This window comes from Pseudomonas sp. AA-38, assembly GCF_029457475.1.
In the GTDB taxonomy this organism is placed as follows: Bacteria; Pseudomonadota; Gammaproteobacteria; order Pseudomonadales; family Pseudomonadaceae; genus Aquipseudomonas.
On sequence record NZ_CP120359.1, the window covers coordinates 4,289,897 to 4,308,577 of the forward strand.

Here is an 18,681-nt window from a genome sequence, read left to right on the forward strand (position 1 = left end):
AATGCTGCGGGGCGAATCAGGCAGGCTGATCCCACAGACGATCACCGTGCTCGTCCTTGATGCGGGTGGGCAGGCCCATCACATCGAGCAGCTTGAGGAACGGCTCGGCCGGCAGCTCTTCGACGTTGACCATGCGCTTGGCATCCCACTCACCACGCGCGACCAGTAGGGCAGCAGCAACCGGCGGTACGCCAGCGGTGTAGGAAATACCCTGGCTGTCGGTCTCGGCGAAGGCTTCTTCGTGATCGGCCACGTTGTAGATGAACAGCTCGCGCGGCTGGCCATCCTTGGTGCCCTTGACCAGATCACCGATGCAGGTCTTGCCGGTGTAACCCGGCGCCAGCGAGGCGGGATCCGGCAGCACGGCCTTGACCACTTTAAGGGGCACCACTTCCAGACCCTCGGCAGTCTTGACCGGCTGCTCGGAGAGCAGGCCGAGGTTCTTCAGTACGGTGAAGACATTGATGTAATGGTCGCCGAAGCTCATCCAGAAGCGGACGTTCGGTACGTCGAGGTGCTTGGACAGCGAGTGCACCTCGTCATGGCCGGTCAGGTACAGGTTCTGTTCGCCCACCACCGGCAGATCGTCGGTGCGTTTGACTTCGAACATGCGGTTACTTACCCACTGGCTGTTCTGCCAGCTGTAGACCGTGCCGGTGAATTCGCGGAAATTGATTTCCGGGTCGAAATTGGTGGCGAAGTACTTGCCGTGCGAACCGGCGTTGACGTCGAGGATGTCGATCGACTCGATCTTGTCGAAGTACTGTTGTTGCGCCAGAGCGGCATAGGAGTTGACTACGCCCGGGTCGAAGCCGACGCCGAGGATGGCGGTCACGCCCTTTTCCTGGCATTCGGCCAGGTGCTTCCACTCGTAGTTGCCGTACCACGGCGGGGTTTCACAGATCTTGCTCGGATCTTCGTGGATGGCGGTGTCCAGATAGGCGACGCCGGTGTCGATACAGGCGCGCAGCACGGACATGTTGAGGAACGCCGAGCCGACGTTGATGACGATCTGCGATTCGGTTTCGCGGATCAGTGCCTTGGTCGCTTCCACGTCCAGGGCGTTCAGCGCATAGGCCTTGATCTCGCCGGGCTGCTTGAGGCCGCCCTTTGCCTGCACGCTGTCGATGATGGCCTGGCATTTGGAGATGTTGCGCGACGCAATTGCAATGCGACCTAACTCGTCATTGTGTTGCGCGCACTTATGGGCCACCACCTTGGCAACACCTCCTGCTCCAATGATCAGAACATTCTTCTTCAATTGTTTCACCTCCAGAGAACTGCGTTGTTGAAAGCGTTTTGATGCGTATTTTGGGTGGTGGGCTGAAGCCCACCCTACATGACCCGTAGGTGGGTCGGGCGGCATTCCGCGTCAGCCCCGTAGGGTGGGCCTGGCGGCGTTCCGCTTCAGCCCACCGCAACAATGTCAGGACAGGCTCGACAGGTAGTCGTCGAACTCGAACTGGCGAACCACTTCAACGCTACCATCGAGTTGCTTGACCACGATGGACGGCATTTTCAGGCCATTGAACCAGTTCTTCTTGACCATGGTGTAACCGGCAGCGTCGATGAACGACAGGCGATCACCGATCTTGAGCGGCTTGTCGAACTGGTACTCGCCGAAGATATCGCCGGCCAGGCAGCTCTTGCCGCACACCATGTAGCTGTGTTCGCCGTCGTTCGGCGCCATCTTGGCGTTGAGGCGATAGATCAGGAGGTCGAGCATGTGCGCTTCGATGGAGCTGTCGACCACCGCCAGGTTCTTGCCGTTGTACAGGGTGTCGAGCACGGTCACTTCCAGCGAGGCGCTGAGGGTGATCGCCGCTTCGCCCGGCTCCAGGTACACCTGCACGCCGTATTTTTCCGAGAAGGCTTTCAGGCGCGCGCAGAAGGCATCGAGCGGATAGCCCTCGCCGGTGAAATGGATGCCACCGCCGAGGCTGACCCACTCGACCTGGGCGATCAGGTGGCCGAAGCGCTCCTCGATGGTGCTCAGCATCTTGTCGAACAGCTCGAAGCTGCCGTTCTCGCAGTTGTTGTGGAACATGAAGCCGGAAATCTGCCCCATGACCTTGGCGATCTTTTCCGGGTCCCACTCGCCGAGGCGGCTGAACGGACGCGCCGGGTCGGCCAGCAGGTAGTCGGAGCTGCTCACCTGCGGGTTGACGCGCAGGCCGCGGATGGTGCCTTCGGTCCGCTCGGCGAAGCGTTCGAGCTGGCCGATGGAGTTGAAGATGATCTTGTCGCAGTTGGCGACCATCTCTTCGATCTCGTCGTCGGCCCAGGCCACGCTGTAGGCGTGGGTTTCGCCGGCGAACTTCTGCCGGCCGAGCTTCAACTCATAGAGGGACGATGAGGTCGTGCCGTCCATATATTGCTGCATCAGGTCGAACACCGACCAGGTGGCGAAGCATTTCAGCGCCAGCAGCGCCTTGGCGCCCGAGTTCTCGCGCACATAGGCGATCTTCTCCAGGTTGACCAGGAGCTTCTGTTTGTCGATGAGGTAGTACGGCGTCTGGATCATCTCGTCGCTCCAGCAAGGTCGGCCAAGGGGTGCCTTGTGGCCCCCGGAAAAAAGTGGACGCGAATTGTGCCGATAACCGATGAATATCGAAAGGGCATTGGAGATTTTTTGTACAACCGGCGATTACCGGTTGCTTCGGCAACGAAGCAGGGTGCGCCGTGCGCACCGGCGACCTGTGAGACATCGGTGCGCATGGCGCACCGTACGGCTCGGCGATGACAGCAGCGTGACCGCCGCCCCTAGTTGATCGGCGTGGCGGTCAGGTTGGCGCGGATATCGGCATTCTGCAGCTTGATGCCGTACATGGAAGTGACCGCGCCGCCCGTGGGGTGCACGTTCTGGATGCGGTCGATATTGATCTCCTTGAAGTGCACCCGCCCGTTGACGGCGAAGCCCAGCGGGTCAGGCGACACCGGCGGGCAGCCGCTGGCGCCCTTGTCGCAGACCCTGGTCGGTGCCACGTCGAGGTTGAGGTCGACGCGCACGCCGTAGCTGTTGGCATTAGCATCGGTCGGATTGGCGTCCGAGGTGTGGAAGTTGTCCACCACCAGTTGCGCGCCGCTGCCGTTGACGCCGTTCACCCGGTCCGTCTCGATGATCAGCTGGTTGCGCTTCTCGCTGGTGGACACGCTGCTGGCGGGATTGCCCGAGGTATCACGCACGAAAACGTTCTTCAGCCCCGCCGTCAGCCCTTCGTTGCCACGATCCTCCCAGCGCCCGCCGCTGGCCGAGCAGGCCGCGGCGTTGCTACCGCTGCCACCGACGCACAACGCGCCTGCACCACCGGAGCTGAGACTCAGCGTGGAGCCCTGCTCGTAGCGACGCAGCACGATGCGGCCCAGGCTCTGCCCTGTACTGCGATCACCCCAGCGTACATCGTGCACATCCAGGGTGGACCAGTAGGTGCCCTTGCTCAGCTGCACGCCGTTTTGCGTCACGTCCAGCGAGCCGTCGCGAAAATGCATGTCGTAACGGGTGCCGGCCAGCCACAGGCCCTTGCCGCCCTCGTCGACGGTGATTGCCGCATTGGCATCGCTGACCACGAAATCGGCGTTGTAACGCACCCCATCGCCGCTGGCGCCACCCGGGCGCAGGGTGAGCTGACCGTTGAGGGTGAAATCGTAGGCCGGAAAAATCTCCAGCAATACCAGCAATTCGGTGCCGCCCTGCAGCGGGGCATCGGCGCTGCCGACGCGCAGGCCGTCGAAGCTGTAGCTGCCGTTAAGATTCTTGAGGCCCAGGCGCAGGCCGTCGAAATGGCCGTCGTAACCGCCGCTGCCCGGCTGGGTGTTGAGACTGCCGGCATAACAGCCGGTGCTGATGCCGCCGGCGCAGCTCCTGGTCAGATCAACGCTGAGCTGGCCACTGCCATGGGTGCGCAGGCCGCTGAACCACATGCTGTTGCCGTTATCGGTGAGCGAGACCGAACTGCTGACCATGTTCCACGATACGTCCGCAGTGATGCCCTTGAGCCCGGAATTGGGATCGCCGCCGGGGCGCAGTCTGAACCAGTTCTGCCGCGCGCCCTGGTCCTGGAAGTTGAGGTCCAGCGCCAGACTGCCGATCTTCTGATTGCTGGGGTTACCGATGATCAGCCCGCCGAGGCTGGCGTTGAGTTTCAGATCCTGGAAGGCCAGCTGGGCGTAGCGGCCGCTGCCGTCCTCGCCCAGGTCGAGGGTGATGCCGTTCTGGCTGCTGAGCACGCCGGCGAAGTTCTCGGCGCGCAGCACGCCATCGTCCTCGTACTGGAACAGGCTGTTGGCAATGGTGATCTGCGGGATCAGGCGCACGCCCTCGCCACTGGCACCGCCACCGGCGATGCGGATGCTGCCGCCGAGGCGCAGATCCATATCCAGCTGGCCGAAACTGCGCGCGTGATCGGGGTGCCGTGGATCCGGCGCGCCGGGCGTTACCGCAACACCGGCCACGGGATCGCCGTGCGCCAGGTCCAGCCCGATACCGCCGACATGCGCGACGAAGCGCGTGTCGCCCAGATCGAGGCGCACCGCCGAGCCGTTGCCGCCGCTGACGATATCCAGATAGGCATTGTTCAGGTAGGCATCGAAGGAGGCGTTGCGCACGATCAGATCGAAGCCGTTGTCGCGGTAATAGAAGGTCACCGCGTCCAGGCTCAGGCGGCTGCCATCGACGCTGAAACCAGCCACGCCATCGGCGCCGCCACCGCTGAGTTTGAGGCTGGCGCCCAGGGTATAGAAGGCGCGGAAGGCGCCGAAGCTCTTGTCGCTGCCGGCGAAACCTATGTTGTTCACCGCCAGTTGATTCGGTCGCCCCTGATGCTCGACATGCAGACGATCGTCGATCACGTCGATCTTGGTGGTGGACACGCTGCCCGGCTGCTGCGGGCGGCTGGAAACGCCCTCGATTCGCAGGCTATGACCGTCCTCGCGGTATTCCAGGCTTTCCGCCGACCAGCCACCACCGGCTGTTTCGAGGCTGATGCCACCGCGGCCACTGACGCTGGCCAGGCTGTGATCATCCAGTGCCTGCATGGCCCAGACCGGTGAGCTGCCGAGAAGAAACGCCGAGAGCCATCCATAACGCTGCATGATCCGGCTCCTCAATTGGTCGGGAAGATCAGCACACTGCCCTGCATGCGGATGCTGCCGTCGATCTTGGCCGAGAAGATATTGGTCTGCTGGTAGCTCGGGTCGCCGCCATTGGCGGCGCTCAGCGCCTTGTTCTTCCAGCCGCCCTGACTGGCCACGCCGAAGGCGAAGTTGCCGTCCTTGAAACGGATCTCGTTGGGCAACCCCAGCGCCAGCACCTCGCGTTCGCCGCCGGCGCTGGTGAGGGTGCGGGTATCCAGGGTCAGGCCCTCGAAGCTGAAGATGCCCTTGAGGTTGTCCAGCACGTACCAGCCGGCATTGGCGCCGGAACGTATCGCCACGCGCAGGCCGCAGCTCTCCGGCGTGGCTGCGCCGGCCAGGGCGCAGCTGCGCTGGTTGGCCGTCCACTGCGCCGGATTGTTGGTGGTGGGCGTGCCCCAGAGCACACCACCGTCCTTGTTGATGCTGAACTCGCCGGACAGATAGACCCCGCCCTGCCCGCTCATCTCGCTGAGAGCGCTGTCGTCCAGCGCCTGCATTTCCGCCAGGGCCAGCGCCGGCAACAGCGATAGCAGAACTCCAGCCGTTCTAGCGCAGGTCATAGCTGCTCACCTTCAGGTAGTTGAAGCTCAGTCCGGAAATCTCGTTGCGACCGAAGTTGTAGCCGCCGGTGGGAATGGCGGTCGGGCTGCTGCGCGTACCCCCGACCGTCAGGTTCTCGAATACCAGATTGGTACGCGCCGCGTTGGCATAGAAATCACTGGCCAGGGCCTGGCGCTGCGCCGCCGTGGTGCCGCCCGCCGTTGGATTCTGCAGTTCCAGGACGAACTGACCGTCGGCGCTGGAGCGCAGGCGCAGCGGCTGCGACTTGCCGTAGCCCAGGGCGATATTGGCGTAGCCGTTGGTGATGTATAGGGTGCGCGCGCCGCGCTGGGCGGCCGTCTCGCCCGCGGTATTGCAGTTGGCCTGGGCGCAGGACATCACTTCCAGGGTCTTGGCGAAGATGTTGATGCGCGCCTCGCCGACCAACTCGCCGTTGCCGTTCTGCCCGGGGTCGCCCCACAGACGCAGATAGGAGCCGTCCATCACCAGCTGGTGGAAGTCCAGCGCCAGCATCTCGGTACGCCCGGCTGCCACCTGGAAATCGAAGCGCACACCCAGATCGGCGCGCCCGCTGGCGGAAGTCGAGCAATTGGAGCCTGCCGCCGCATAACCATCGATGCAGGGATTGCCACCAGCGACCAGCCGCTCGGGAAACTTGAACGACAGTACGGTGATGTTGTTCGGGGTGGTCTGTACCCACTGCCCGTCGTCGCGCAGGCTGCGCAGTTCCTCGCCCTTGGCCAGTTCCAGCTCGAAGGGATGATCGAGGCTGCCGATGGTCACCGGACTCAGGTTGCTGCCCTTGTTGCTGCCGGCAGCGCCGAGGTAGAGGTTTTTCACCGAGATCGGCACGTTGCGCCCCTGGCCGTCGGTAATGTCGTTGATCACGATCTGCGCGCCGGAGCCATCGAGCAGCACCTGATCGAGCACGAAACCCAGGCCTGCGCCCTGCACGTCGGACAGCTCGGCCTCGCTCAGGGGCTCCATGGCCTGAGCGGAGACGCCAAGCCCTGCGAATATCATCAGCGAAAGACAACGACTGATCATGCTCAGCACCCCGAGATGGCGCTACCCAGGCAGGTATCCTGACGCGGAATGCCGTTGAGCGCCTGATCGAAATCGAACTTGATACCCGCCACCAGGTTGCCATTGGCATCGCGGTACTTGGGGATATTGAGAAAAGCACCCGCGACGGTATTGATCAGCGCAGAGGTATCCATATCGCGCCACTGCAAGTCTTTGACTTGCAGCGAGATGAAAACGCCCTTGGCGGCTTGATCCATACCGGGAGCGCTTACGTTACCGATGTTCAGGGATTGGAACTGACTGAGGTTGAAGCAGGTTGCAATGCCGATGATCTGACAACCCTGCGAGGGGAAAGCGGTAAGCAGTCCCCCAAGCAGGTTGCAGTTGGCCACACACTGTACGACCGAGCCGTCTTTCAGCCCGGCCTGACTGGCGCGCACTGAATCAGGCGTCCCATTGCTGACCAGCTCTGCCTCGGAGCGGATGGTGGAGTTCTCGTTCACCGTCGCGCCGAGCAGCAGACGCTGAAAGAAATTAGCTTCGTCGAGCAGCGGCTTGGCCTTACCTTCCAGGTCCACTGCGATCTTGCCAGTCAGATGGGAGATGTCACCAGATAACACGCCCTTGGCTTGGCCGAAGCCGATGCGCACGCCTACGACCTGATTGCCCTCATAAGCCAGTTCCAGATAAGGGTCGACAATCTGAAACGGGTTGATGCTGTCGTTGGCACCGACCGTACCCAAGGCGAAGTTGTTAATCAGAATGTCCGAGGGGCGAGTCTCACCAGCCCGTGCGTAGCTACCCAGCTCCAGCTTCTTGATATTGAGCTGGGTGTCGACCTTGAGTCCAAAGTTGACCCGGGTGTAATTGATCTGTCCGGCCGTGTCGGTGGTCAGGTTGATGAAGGCCTGACCGGTGATATCCGACAGCTCTCCGTCCTCCAGCTCGACCATCTTGGCCTGGGCCGGACCGCTCAGGGCCGCGGCGCAGACGAGTGCCAGAGCATGTTTGGCGAAACGAACGGACTGGCGCATGGCAAAACCCCTTTTCTTGTAATGGCTGTCGAGCATTCCGACTCGAGTCCTTGTGGCCACTATAAGGACAGCAGCGCCAGAGCGGCCCGACCCATAGTCGAGAAAGTGCCACTACAACGCCGCCATCCCGCTCATCGACGCGAGGCGGGTGTTACCAGCCGCCACAACGACGTAACACCGTTTCGTCCATACCAGAAAAGAACCGGCAAACCTCGTCTCGCCAGCTCGTCTGTCGACTTGCCCGCCTCTGATCGATTGGGACTCAAAACAGGCATCCAGCTTGCAGTACAATCTCTCCTTTTGACTTGCCTGGAACCCGGCGCCTCGATGATCGATCCCAAGCGCGTTTTGCGCGCCCTCGCCGAACACTGGACGTTGCTCGAACCGCTCTGTGAGCGCTTCGACGCCGGCACCCTGAGCCTGGTGGAGCTGCGCAGCCAGCTCGCCACGCAGTTGCCCGACGCCACGCCCAGCGACACCACCGCCCTGCTCGACACCTGGATTCGCCTGGACATCCTGGTGCCGGTGGCCAAGAGCCCCAACCGCTTCGAGCTCAACGCGCAGATCCACGACTTCCTGGCCTATCTGCGCCGCGAGCACCGCCTCGGCCTGTGTCTGGAGATCGAAGCCTATTTACGCCATCTGGAGCGTCTCGCCGGCTATATCCAGGACGCCTTCGAAGTGCGTGACGCCAACGACCTGGCGCGCCAACTGCGCCTGCTCGATATGCGCGTGCGCGACGTGCTGAAGAAACTGGCCAACGACGAACAGGCGCTGGTCGGCGTGGCCGACCGGGCCAAGACCAGCGACCGGCAGATTCCCCTGCGCCAGCGCTACGCCGAGGTGCTGGCCACCTGGGACGAATACGTCGAGCCAATGATCCAGCTGGTCGCCGCCGACGGCGCCTTCGAGCAAGGCGTGCGCCGCGTCGAACAGGTGCTGCTGCGCCTGCTCGGCGACCAGCAGCGCCTCGGCCAACTGGTCGACGACGACCTGCTGCTGCGCACCCACGCGCGCATCCTGGAAATGCAGACCACCGCCCAGTTGACCCTGCGCAAGGCCCGCGAACTGCTGCTGCCGCTGCGCGAGGAAGCGCGCCGACACAACGCCGTGACCCGTGGCGCCGCACTGGCGCTGTCGGTGATCCGCAAGAAGGGCATCGACGCCGTGCCGCAGGCGGCTATGCCGCTGTTCACCCGGCCGCAGAGCAACTTCCTCGGTTCAGCCAGCCAGGTCGAGGCCTACGTCTATGCCCTGGCGCGCTTCGAAGCCAAGCCGGCGCACTTCCCCAAGGCCAGCGGCAGCCGCAAGGGTGGCGCGCCCAAGGCGCCGAAGACCGCGCGGGAGATGATCGAGCGCTGCGAACAGGCCCTGCCGCTGCCGGACCTGATGGCCTGGCTGCTGGAACAGGAGCCGGAAGGCGCCACCGACGAGCTGCTCTACTGGTTCTCTCGCCTGTCGCGCGAGTCGCGCTTCCAGCGTGAACGCCTGGAGCGTCGCCAGTACCTGACCCGCGACCATGAGGTCAGCCTTGCCTCCTTTGCCCTGGTAGGCCAGCCCAATGGCTGAGCTGCCCGTAGGGTGCGCTGTGCGCACCGCAACCGACGACATGGTGCGCACAGCGCACCCTACGACTGCCCGTGAGCATTGCGTATGAACATCGATCTGAAAGAAATGACCCAGCTCGCGGCCGCCTTCCGCGACCTGTTCAAGGGCTACCACATCTCCCGCAGCGAGCCGGAGTGCTACGCCCAGCTGTCCAGCATGCAGGACCAGTACCGCGCGTTGTTCCGCGCCCTCGGCTTCGAGCTGGTGTGCGACCCGCGCGGTTTCTACTACTTCGTCCCCGAGCAGGTGGCGCCGCAGGTGAACAAGACCGCCCAGCGCCTGGCGCTGTTCACCTTCATCCTGGTCGAACATCTGGCCGACCAGGGCCGCGACCCGCTCTCCGTGCTCGACGGCGGCAGCATCGGCCGTGACGAGCTGCCGGCGCTGCTGGAGAAATACCGCGACCTGTTCCTGCAGGCCGAAGTCACCACCTTCGAGGAGCTGGAGGACAAGATCATCCGCCGCCTCACCCAGCTCGGCTTCGCCGAGGACAGCAACGGCGTATACCGCTTCCTGCCGCCGATGCACCGTTTCCTAGACGTCTGCCTGTCGGTGCAGCACGACCGCGACCTGGCCGCCAGCCTGCACAGCAGCGACCTGCCGCTGCCGGCGCCGGTGCTGCTGGACGATGACGGCGACGCCGACGCGACCGCTGCCATCGATATCGAAGAATCCGAGGAAGACGCCCTGGCCCGCGCCATGGCCGAAGAACGCGCCGCACAGGAGATGGACGCATGAGCCAGGAACGCTACGGCATCCGCCGCTTCGCCCTGCTGAACACCGCCGGCTACAGCCTCGGCCTGTTCCCGTTGGAAAACCCGCTGTCGGTCTACGGCGCCAACAACCTGGGCAAGTCCGCCTCGATCAACGCCCTGCAGTTCCCCATCCTGGCGCGCATGTCGGACATGAGCTTCGGCAAGTACAGCCTGGAAGCCTCGCGCAAGTTCTACTTCGCCAGCGACACCAGCTACATCCTCGTCGAAGTCGCCCTGCCCCATGGCCCGCAGGTGATCGGCGTGGCCGGTCGCGGCCCGGGTGGCGGCTTCGGCCACCAGTTCTTCGCCTACGCCGGCGAGCTGGACCTGGAGCACTACCAGCAGAACGGCACCTGCCTGCGCCAGCGCGAACTGTTCAAGAACCTTGGCCAGGCCGGCATCACCGCCTACGAACTCAAGCCCGACGAACTGCGTCGCCTGCTGGTCGGCGGCCACACCAGCATCCCGCTGGACCTGACCCTGATCCCGCTGCGTTCGACCAGCGAACAGAGTCTGAAGACCTTCCGCGCGCTGTTCATCAACCTGCTGCACATGCGCGAGATCACCGCGGCCAAGCTCAAGCAGCTATTCCTCGATGCCTTCGAGCACAGCCTGCGCTCGGGCAGCGTCGACTATATCGCCGCGACGGAAGAGGCGTTTCGCGATGTGCGCCGCATGGAGCAGGACTACCAGGCGCTGGTCACCGCCGGCCCCTTGATCGAGGCGCTGGCCTCGGGCGTGGCCCAGCGCGAAGTGCTGCGCGGCAAGCTGCATCGCCTCTCGCCGCTGCTCGACAACCTGCTGGGCACCTGGCACGACTACGCCGATGCGCGCAAGGAAGAGCTGGTGATCCAGGCCGAGCACTATCGCAACGAGCAGGACGGCCTGCAGAACGAGCAGCGCGGCGGCACGGCCGAGCTGATGCGCCTGGAGCGCGAGATCAGCGAGATCCAGCGCTGGCTGGGCGAGCTTTCCGTGCTGAAGAACCGCTTCGCCCTGGTCAACGATGCCAAAGTGCTGGAAGAGCAACTGCTCGCCGCCAAGGACGCCCACGACGAACTGGCCGGCGCCCTGGCGCAGTCGCGGCAGTTCTCCAGCGAAGACCTGGACGAGCGCCTGCGCGACCTGGAAAAACGCCTCAAGTCGGTCAAGCAGCAGCTCGATCACGCCGACAACAACAGCTACTCGCGCCTGCGCGAGGAATTCAGCCAGCAGGACGTCGACCGTCTGATGCGCCTGTTCAACGGGCAGTTGTTCAGCCTGCCGCTGGGTGAGAAAGGCATCCAGGCCGAGGGTGACGACTGGGTCAAGGCGGTCGAAGCGGTGCTGGATCGCTTCAAGGGCGACACCTTCGCCGTGCCGGGCCTGTCCATCGACCTCAGCCATATCGAGCCCCCGGCGCTGCAGGCACTGGCCGACCGCGCCGCCCTGCGTGATCAAAAGGATCGTCTGGAGCGCGAGCTCAAGCAGCTCAAGACCCAGCAGTCGGTGGCCGCCGACCGCGCTGCCAGCAAGGCCCAGGCCGAGACGCTGTACCAGGCCGTGCTGGATGCGCAGAAAGCCCTGGAAGACTTCCGCAAGAGCCAGACCCTGGCTGCCGAAGAGCCGCAGAAGCTGGAACGCCTGGCCGAACTGGAAGGCGCCCAGGATGAACTCAAGCGTGCCAGCGATGCCTTCGCCGAGCGTGTGCAGCAACTCTCCGCCAAGCTGCAACTGGTCGGCCGTCAACTGGCCGATCTGGAAGCCAAGGAACGCACTCTGGAAGATGCCCTGCGTCGCCGCCAGTTGTTGCCGTCCGACCTGCCCTTCGGCACGCCGTTCATGGAGCCGGTGGACGACTCGCTGGACAACCTGCTGCCGCTGCTCAATGACTACCAGGACACCTGGCAGGCCCTGCAACGCATCGACGGCCAGATCGAAGCGCTCTATGCCCAGGTACGCCTCAAGGGTGTAGCCAAGTTCGATAGCGAGGACGACGTCGAACGTCGCCTGCAACTGCTGGTCAACGCCTACGCCCACCGCCAGGACGAAGCCCTCACCCTGGCCAAGGCGCGCCGTGCGGCGGTGACCGACATCGCCCGTACCCTGCGCAACATCCGCAGCGACTACGACAACCTCGAGCACCAACTGGCGCTGTTCAACCGCGAGATCAACAAGCGCCAGGTCTCCAACCTGCAGAGCTTCCGCATCGTCCTGGCGCCGAACAAGGAAGCCCTACGCCACATCGACCAGATCATCCACAGCGCAGGCCAGTACGAAGAAGGCGAGACCTTGTCGGTGTTCGACCTGTCGCAGTCGGCCGATCAGGACGCCAAGAACGAGGAGGCCAAGGACTACCTGTCGCGCCTGGTGGCCGCCAACGGCAACCAGCTGGGCCTGAAGGATCTGTTCGAGCTGGCCTTCGAGATCACCAAGGTGCACGGCCAGCCGATCATTCACACGGACATCGACGGGGCCGCCTCCAACGGCACCACCATGACCATCAAGGCGCTGACCAACATGTACCTGCTGCTGCACCTGATGGATCGCGAGCAGGCCGGGCGCGTGCGCCTGCCCTACTACCTCGACGAGGCGGCGGACATCGACGAACGCAACCAGCAGGCGCTGATCGAAACCAGCCTGCAGCTCGGCTTCGTGCCGATCCTGGCCTCGGTAAAGCCGCAGGTCTCGGCCCACGTGGCCATCGACCTGGAAGGCGGCAGCGGCCCCAACGGCATCTACATCGACGAGGCGGACTGGAAGTTCATCAAGCCGCGCGAGAACGCCAAGGCACAGGCACCGCAGCAGGAAGAAGTCACCGAGCCCGTCTGACTCGTCGCGGCTGAAGCCCCTCCCACGGTGCAGGATGCAACTGTAGGAGGGGCTTCAGCCGCGAGCTTTTATAGCCGCCCAAATGAAAGGGGCCGCTCACTCAGACCGTGTGAAAACGTAGCGAGCGAAGGTCAAGCAAGGCAAAAAACGGCGAAAAAGCGCAGTTTACGAGTTGTAAATGAGCATTTTGAGTCGTTTTTTAACGTAGCATGACCGAGCGCAGTAGTTTTCACACAGTCTGTCACTGCGGCCCCTTTCGTTTCTATGACGGTCTTACTGCTCCAGCACGATCTTCGGTGCCCAATCCAGCCAGCCCTGTCCCGGCTCGTCGAACAAGGCGAAGGTCTGACCTGGCAGCGCCGGGCCACCCATCTCAGCATTGTCCGGCGTGGCGAAGGCGATGCCACCCTCGATCAAGGCTTCCAGCGATTCGGTACGCACCTTCACCCCCTTGAACAGCCCCGCGTCCACACCGATGCCGCTGGCATTCCAGAAGCGGCTGCCGCTGCGCACCAGCGGCGCATAACGTGGCTCAATCAGGATATGGATCAGCACGCGGTCGGAAGTCGGCCCCAGCTCGAAATCCACCACCTTGCCCACCGGCACCTCACGGTAGCTGACGATCACCCCCGGCTTGATCGAACCACGCCGCGGCGCACTCAGCACCAGGCGCAAACCCTCCTCACGTACTGCCTGATTCGGCGGGCCGTCCAGGGCAACGAACTGGGTACGACGCGGCCCTTTTTGCAGTGCCGGTTGCACTTCCAGATATTGGCCGCTGACCAGGGTGCCGAGGTTGGCCGCACGGGTCAGGCTCAACTCCGGCCGCACCACCCAGAACTGTGTGCCCTCACGGTTTATCTGCTCGGCCGCCTGGGTGATGCGCACGTTGAGCATCACCGCCTGCAAGTCGTCGGTCAGGCTCAGGTTCTCCACCTTGCCCACCTCCAGGCCCTTGTAACGCACCGCCGTACCCGGTTGCAGGCCCTCGCCATCGGCCACGCGAATGCTGATCTGCTGACCCAATTGCAAGGCACTGTCGCGATCCGGGTGTAGAGCGAAACGCTGAATCTGCCGATCCGACCTGGCCGCGTTCAGATCAGGTGTCTCGAAGACAATGCCGCCGGCCAGTAGCGTCTGCAGCGATTCGCTCTTTACCTCGACTCCCGACAGCCCGCCCTTGAGCGTGATACCACTGGCATTCCAGAAGCGGGTCGAGGTGTTCACCAGGTGCACGTAATCCGGCTCGATATGTACGCCCAGCACCACCTGCTGGTTATCCCGAGCGAGCTGATAGCTCTGCACCGAGCCCACCTTGAGCTGCCGATAGAGCACCGGGCTGCCCACCTCGATGGAACCGAGCTGATCGGTGAACAGCACCAGATGCAGCCCGGGTGCGCCGAGATCCAGGGGCGGCGCCTTGCTCCGCGCGACGAACTTGCGAGCCGGAGTGCCGCCCTTTTCGCCAGGCCGCATGGCGATATAGTTGCCCTTGACCAGAGCCTCCAGCCCGGTGATGCCAGCCAGAGAAATGGAGGGCTTGACCACCCAGAAGTCCGAACCCTCGACCAGATAGTCTTCGGCCAGGGGGTTGATGGTCAGCTCGGCGGTGGCGCTGGTAAGGTCAGCATTGACCTTCAGGGTTTTCAGCGTCCCCACCTGGATGCCCTTGTACATCACCGGCGTCCTTCCTTCCTGCAAACCCTCGAAGTCACTGAAGGTCACGACCACCTTGATGCCCGCCTGTGCTTCATCGTAATCCTGGTAAAGGCGGAACGGCAGACTGGGATCGGTAGGCGGGCTATCCTTGCGGTTTTCCGGGGTGGCGAAGGCGATGCCGCCAGCAACGATGCTGGCCAGTGACTCGCTGCGCAGCTTGAAGCCGGACAGATCGGCGTCGACACTGATGCCGCTGGCATTCCAGAACCGCGTGTGTTTGCGTACCAGATGAGCATATTCCGGCGCGATGAATACCTTCACCTCGACAGTGCTCTGATCCTCGCCCAGCTTGTAGCTCTTCACCCGTCCGACCTGAATCTGCTTGTAGAACACCGGACTGTCGCGATTGAGCGAGCCGAGGCGCTCCGCCTTCAGGGTCAGGTGCAGACCGGGAACGTCGTCGCCCATCGGTGGCTCCTGCTCCAGGGCGGTGAAGCTGCGCGAAGGCTCACCTTCCCCTGGGCTGAAGGTGATGTAGTTGCCCGATACCAGCGTTTCCAGGCCACTGATGCCAGCCAGGCTCACATTGGGCTTGACCAGCCAGAAGCGCGTCTCGCTGCGCAGGAACTGCTCGACATCCTTGTTGACCTCCAGCTTCGCGACCACGCCACGGTTCTTGCCACTGGTGTCGAGACTGATGTCCGTCACCTTGCCCACAGCCATGCCCTTGTATATCAGCTCGGTCTTGCCGGCCTGGATGCCCTCGCCACTGGCGAAAACCAGCTCCACCTCGATACCCGCCTCACTGTAGGCGCGCCAGGCCAGCCAACCACCGATGAGCAAGGCGATCAGCGGCAATACCCAGATGGCAGACCAGTTCGAGGCAGGACGCGTCTTGGCCAGAGGAAGGTCAGTCATATTCGGTTTCCGTATTGTCCCAGATGAGGCGGGGGTCGAACGTCAGGGCTGCAAGCATGGTCAGGATCACCACGCTGGCAAACGCAGCAGCACCAGCACCAGCTTCGATACTGGCGAGGCTGCCAAAATTCACTACGGCCACCAGAATCGCGATGACGAAGATATCCAGCATCGACCAGCGCCCGATCCATTCGATGAAGCGATACATGATGATGCGCTGACGCGCCGACATTGGCTGGTGACGCTGTACCGAGTACAGCAACAGCGCGATGCCCACCAGCTTGAAGGTAGGCACCAGGATACTGGCGATGAACACCACAGCGGCGATGGGCAACATGCCATGGTGCAGCAGTTCGACGACACCGCTCATGATGGTGGACGGCTCCCCCTTGCCAAGGCTGTTCACCGTCATGATCGGCAACAGGTTGGCTGGAATGTAGAGAATCGCCGAAGTCAGCAGAAGCGCCCAGGTATGCACCAGGCTGTTGGGTCTGCGTGCATGCACCAGACCGCCGCAACGGCTGCAGTACTGATGCTGGACATCTGGCTCGATGGGGTTGAGCTGATGGCACTCATGACAAACCAGCAAACCGGCATCAATCGCCCGCATGGCTATCCTCCCCCGACAGGGCTTCCCAGATTTGCTGCGGTGACATCGTCACCTCCAGCCATACCTGCACCAGCAACAACGTGACGAAGCAGAACAGACCCAGGCCGAGACTCAGATCGGCCAGATCCTTCAGCTTCACCATGGCAACCAGAATGCCCATCAGATAGACCTCGAGCATTCCCCATTCGCGCAAGTGGTGATAGATGCGATAGAGCAGCAGACCATAGCTACGCCACAGATCCAGACGGATGCTGAGCAGCACCAGCAACTGACAAAGCAGCTTGAGCAACGGCACGGCCATGCTGCACAGAAACACCACCACGGCGATTCCCTGCATGCCGCTTTCATACAGGCCGATCACGCCACTCCAGACCGTGTCCTGAGAAGTCTGCCCCAGCAGATTGAGCTGCATGATCGGCAGGAAGTTCGCCGGGATATACAGCAACAGTGCGGTAAGCACCAAGGCCAGGCTACGCCGCACGACGTATAACCGGTGACTGAACAGCTCATAGCCACAACGCGGACATTGCGCACGCTCGCCATCCTGCAGAACAGGCTTGCGCATCAGCAAATCGCACTCGTGGCAAGCGACGAGCGCACTTACCGGCAGCGAGCACAGCGGGATGTCAGGGGGCGAGTCAGCCATGGAGCCTCCGCACAGGGAGGCTCATTCTAACCGAGTGCCGAGCACTCAGAGAGACTTGGCATGTGGATCGAATAGGAGGCTTTGTCCTGGCTGGCGGCTCAGACCTTGAATCGACGAATCAGTTGATCCAGCTCGCGCGATAAGCGCTCCAGATCCCGACTCATATCGTTGTTCTGCGCGGTCATACCCTGCGTCTCACTGATATGGCGGGATATCTGCGCGAGGCTCTGATTCACCTCGGCACCAATGCTCGACTGCTCTTCGGCGGCCGTCGCAATCTGATTGTTCATGCCGGCGATATCCGAGACGGCCTGGCTCACGCCAGCCAGAATCTGCCCCGTCCCGTTGGCCTTGGACACTGCAGCCTCACTGCCCTTGAGACTGTTCTGCATGGTCACCACTGCAGCACGCGCGCCCTGTTGCAACTGACTGATCTTGGCCTGGATCTCTTGTGTGCTCTGTTGCGTACGCGAGGCCAGGGAACGCACTTCGTCAGCCACCACGGCAAAGCCTCGTCCCTGCTCACCCGCGCGAGCTGCCTCGATCGCAGCGTTCAATGCCAACAGATTGGTCTGCTCGGCGATGGCACGGATGACATCGAGAATGGAGCCAATGGACTCCACATCGTTGCCAAGCGTCTGGATGTCCTCGGCTGCCTTCTCGATATCGATGGCCAGGCCACTGATCGCCTCGATGGTCTCGTCCACGTTGAGTTGCATCGCGCGTGCCTGATCATCGGTATCGCGGGTGACCTGAGCGGCACTCTGCGCCGCCTCGGCGACATTGTGCGTCGCCAGCGCCATCTGATCCATGGCATGGGTAACCTGCTCGGCATCAGTGGTCTGGCGCACCAAGGCATCAGCGGCCTGCTGGGTGCTCATGCGCAGTTGCTCGTTACGCTCCTGCAGAGCATGCACGCAACGCGTCAGCTCCAGAATCATGTCACGAATCTTGCCCACGAAGAGGTTGAAGGCACCGGCCATCGACGCAGTTTCTTCGTTGCCATCGACAGGCAGATGGTGAGTCAGATCGCCCTCCTCCGAGGCCAGCAATTGCAAATTGCTCGTGAGCTGACGTATCGGCCGCACGATCGACGCAGCTACCCATACGGCCAGCCCCGCAAGCACCGCCAAGAGAACAGCCAGAGTCAGCCACTGCTTCAGGCGCAGCTCGTCCAGCGCTTTCTGTTGTTGCTGCAGTTGCTCATCGATCAGCCTGTCGACCCCATCGATATAAAAACCCGCCCCCACCGTCCAACCCCATTTCTCCAGATAGCGGGAGTAGGACAACTTTGGGTAGGAGGTCGTATCGCTACCAGGGCGCGGAAAGTAGTACGTCACGAAATCACCGCCGCGCTTGGCAGCAGCAATGAGCTCGCGAATCAGGTAAGAGCCTTGGGTATCTTGCAGATCCCAGAAATTCTTGCCCTCATCTTTCCCGGCAAGAAAGATGCGATCACCCTTGTCGTTGTAGCCAAAAAAATAGCCGTCAGAGCCATAGCGTAGCTCTCGTAGCTGATCAGCCGCCTGTTTCATGACCTCGGGCGTTTGCGCATCTGGACTGTCATAGAGCGGTTTGATCGCGCTAAAAGCAATATCCAAATAGCTTAGTAACTCGTCCTTGCGCGTTTTCAACAAGGTTTCTCTAGTCTCCTCGAGACTACGCTGGCTCAAGGACTGTTGTTCGGAGAAAGCCAGTAACTGTACGACAAGGGCAGTGAGAAAGGCTGGGATGAGCGATAACAACAGGACTTTATTGCGAATATTCCATTTCATGGCATGGCCCTGAACATTGGATTTAGGACGCCAATATATCGGCTTTACCCGAATAAATCTTTATCTCGGTAAAGGTTTACGCAGAAATAATCCGCGGTCATGAGGCTAAAGAGACGCACGAATGACGGCCAAGATTGATCAGCCC

General features: G+C 62.3%; 13 protein-coding genes. 3 read left to right on the forward strand and 10 right to left on the reverse strand.

Annotation, left to right across the window (positions count from 1 at the left end; genetic code table 11):
- Nucleotides 1-16: 16 nt before the first annotated feature.
- The 6 genes from PVE35_RS19790 to PVE35_RS19815 form a co-directional block, all read right to left on the reverse strand.
- Nucleotides 17-1,261, reverse strand: coding sequence for a saccharopine dehydrogenase family protein (locus PVE35_RS19790; protein ID WP_277372743.1), 1,245 nt, complete (start codon nt 1,259-1,261; stop codon nt 17-19).
- A gap of 165 nt (nt 1,262-1,426) precedes the next feature.
- Complete coding sequence (locus tag PVE35_RS19795) at nt 1,427-2,524, reverse strand: carboxynorspermidine decarboxylase (RefSeq protein WP_277372744.1); 1,098 nt, start codon at nt 2,522-2,524, stop codon at nt 1,427-1,429.
- Nucleotides 2,525-2,763: 239 nt separating this feature from the next.
- Nucleotides 2,764-5,091 (reverse strand): hypothetical protein, encoded by a 2,328-nt coding sequence (locus PVE35_RS19800; RefSeq protein ID WP_129483878.1) that lies wholly within the window; start codon nt 5,089-5,091, stop codon nt 2,764-2,766.
- A gap of 11 nt (nt 5,092-5,102) precedes the next feature.
- A complete protein-coding gene (locus PVE35_RS19805) occupies nt 5,103-5,693 on the reverse strand; it encodes a DUF6160 family protein (RefSeq protein WP_011921069.1) in 591 nt (196 codons plus the stop codon).
- On the reverse strand, nt 5,680-6,741 hold the full coding sequence (locus PVE35_RS19810; protein WP_277372745.1) for a hypothetical protein: 1,062 nt from the start codon (nt 6,739-6,741) through the stop codon (nt 5,680-5,682). The genes PVE35_RS19805 and PVE35_RS19810 overlap by 14 nt, the downstream gene beginning before the upstream one ends.
- 2 nt (nt 6,742-6,743) lie before the next feature.
- Complete coding sequence (locus tag PVE35_RS19815; RefSeq protein WP_277374914.1) at nt 6,744-7,754, reverse strand: DUF6160 family protein; 1,011 nt, start codon at nt 7,752-7,754, stop codon at nt 6,744-6,746.
- Nucleotides 7,755-8,081: 327 nt separating this feature from the next.
- On the opposite strand from PVE35_RS19815, the gene mksB reads away from it, so the two are divergent.
- The 3 genes from mksB to mksF all read left to right on the forward strand — a co-directional run bounded on the left by mksB (nt 8,082) and on the right by mksF (nt 12,928).
- Nucleotides 8,082-9,323, forward strand: a complete 1,242-nt coding sequence (gene mksB, locus PVE35_RS19820; protein WP_013716941.1) for an Mks condensin complex protein MksB — start codon at nt 8,082-8,084, stop codon at nt 9,321-9,323.
- An 84-nt stretch (nt 9,324-9,407) separates the two neighbouring features.
- Entirely contained in the window at nt 9,408-10,100 is a 693-nt protein-coding gene (gene mksE / locus PVE35_RS19825; protein WP_277372746.1) for an Mks condensin complex protein MksE, read from the forward strand.
- Complete coding sequence (gene mksF / locus PVE35_RS19830) at nt 10,097-12,928, forward strand: Mks condensin complex protein MksF (protein WP_277372747.1); 2,832 nt, start codon at nt 10,097-10,099, stop codon at nt 12,926-12,928. The genes mksE and mksF overlap by 4 nt, the downstream gene beginning before the upstream one ends.
- Before the next feature lie 273 nt (nt 12,929-13,201).
- On the opposite strand, the gene PVE35_RS19835 is transcribed toward mksF, so the two are convergent.
- The 4 genes from PVE35_RS19835 to PVE35_RS19850 all read right to left on the reverse strand — a co-directional run bounded on the left by PVE35_RS19835 (nt 13,202) and on the right by PVE35_RS19850 (nt 18,536).
- Nucleotides 13,202-15,505, reverse strand: coding sequence for an MlaD family protein (locus PVE35_RS19835; RefSeq protein ID WP_277372748.1), 2,304 nt, complete (start codon nt 15,503-15,505; stop codon nt 13,202-13,204).
- Complete coding sequence (locus PVE35_RS19840) at nt 15,498-16,115, reverse strand: paraquat-inducible protein A (RefSeq protein WP_277372749.1); 618 nt, start codon at nt 16,113-16,115, stop codon at nt 15,498-15,500. The genes PVE35_RS19835 and PVE35_RS19840 overlap by 8 nt, the downstream gene beginning before the upstream one ends.
- Nucleotides 16,102-16,761, reverse strand: coding sequence for a paraquat-inducible protein A (locus PVE35_RS19845; RefSeq protein WP_277372750.1), 660 nt, complete (start codon nt 16,759-16,761; stop codon nt 16,102-16,104). The genes PVE35_RS19840 and PVE35_RS19845 overlap by 14 nt, the downstream gene beginning before the upstream one ends.
- A gap of 98 nt (nt 16,762-16,859) precedes the next feature.
- Complete coding sequence (locus PVE35_RS19850; RefSeq protein WP_277372751.1) at nt 16,860-18,536, reverse strand: methyl-accepting chemotaxis protein; 1,677 nt, start codon at nt 18,534-18,536, stop codon at nt 16,860-16,862.
- Nucleotides 18,537-18,681 lie beyond the last annotated feature (145 nt).

What these genes read in the sequence shown, in the direction of transcription:
- PVE35_RS19800 (WP_129483878.1), bottom strand. Translation starts at nt 5,091, where the DNA reads ATGCAGCGTTATGGATGGCTCTCGGCGTTTCTTCTCGGCAGCTCACCG.
- mksB (WP_013716941.1), top strand. Translation starts at nt 8,082, where the DNA reads ATGATCGATCCCAAGCGCGTTTTGCGCGCCCTCGCCGAACACTGGACG.
- PVE35_RS19850 (WP_277372751.1), bottom strand. Translation starts at nt 18,536, where the DNA reads ATGAAATGGAATATTCGCAATAAAGTCCTGTTGTTATCGCTCATCCCA.
- mksE (WP_277372746.1), top strand. Translation starts at nt 9,408, where the DNA reads ATGAACATCGATCTGAAAGAAATGACCCAGCTCGCGGCCGCCTTCCGC.
- PVE35_RS19795 (WP_277372744.1), bottom strand. Translation starts at nt 2,524, where the DNA reads ATGATCCAGACGCCGTACTACCTCATCGACAAACAGAAGCTCCTGGTC.
- PVE35_RS19805 (WP_011921069.1), bottom strand. Translation starts at nt 5,693, where the DNA reads ATGACCTGCGCTAGAACGGCTGGAGTTCTGCTATCGCTGTTGCCGGCG.
- PVE35_RS19835 (WP_277372748.1), bottom strand. Translation starts at nt 15,505, where the DNA reads ATGACTGACCTTCCTCTGGCCAAGACGCGTCCTGCCTCGAACTGGTCT.
- PVE35_RS19845 (WP_277372750.1), bottom strand. Translation starts at nt 16,761, where the DNA reads ATGGCTGACTCGCCCCCTGACATCCCGCTGTGCTCGCTGCCGGTAAGT.
- mksF (WP_277372747.1), top strand. Translation starts at nt 10,097, where the DNA reads ATGAGCCAGGAACGCTACGGCATCCGCCGCTTCGCCCTGCTGAACACC.
- PVE35_RS19815 (WP_277374914.1), bottom strand. Translation starts at nt 7,754, where the DNA reads ATGCGCCAGTCCGTTCGTTTCGCCAAACATGCTCTGGCACTCGTCTGC.
- PVE35_RS19810 (WP_277372745.1), bottom strand. Translation starts at nt 6,741, where the DNA reads ATGATCAGTCGTTGTCTTTCGCTGATGATATTCGCAGGGCTTGGCGTC.
- PVE35_RS19840 (WP_277372749.1), bottom strand. Translation starts at nt 16,115, where the DNA reads ATGCGGGCGATTGATGCCGGTTTGCTGGTTTGTCATGAGTGCCATCAG.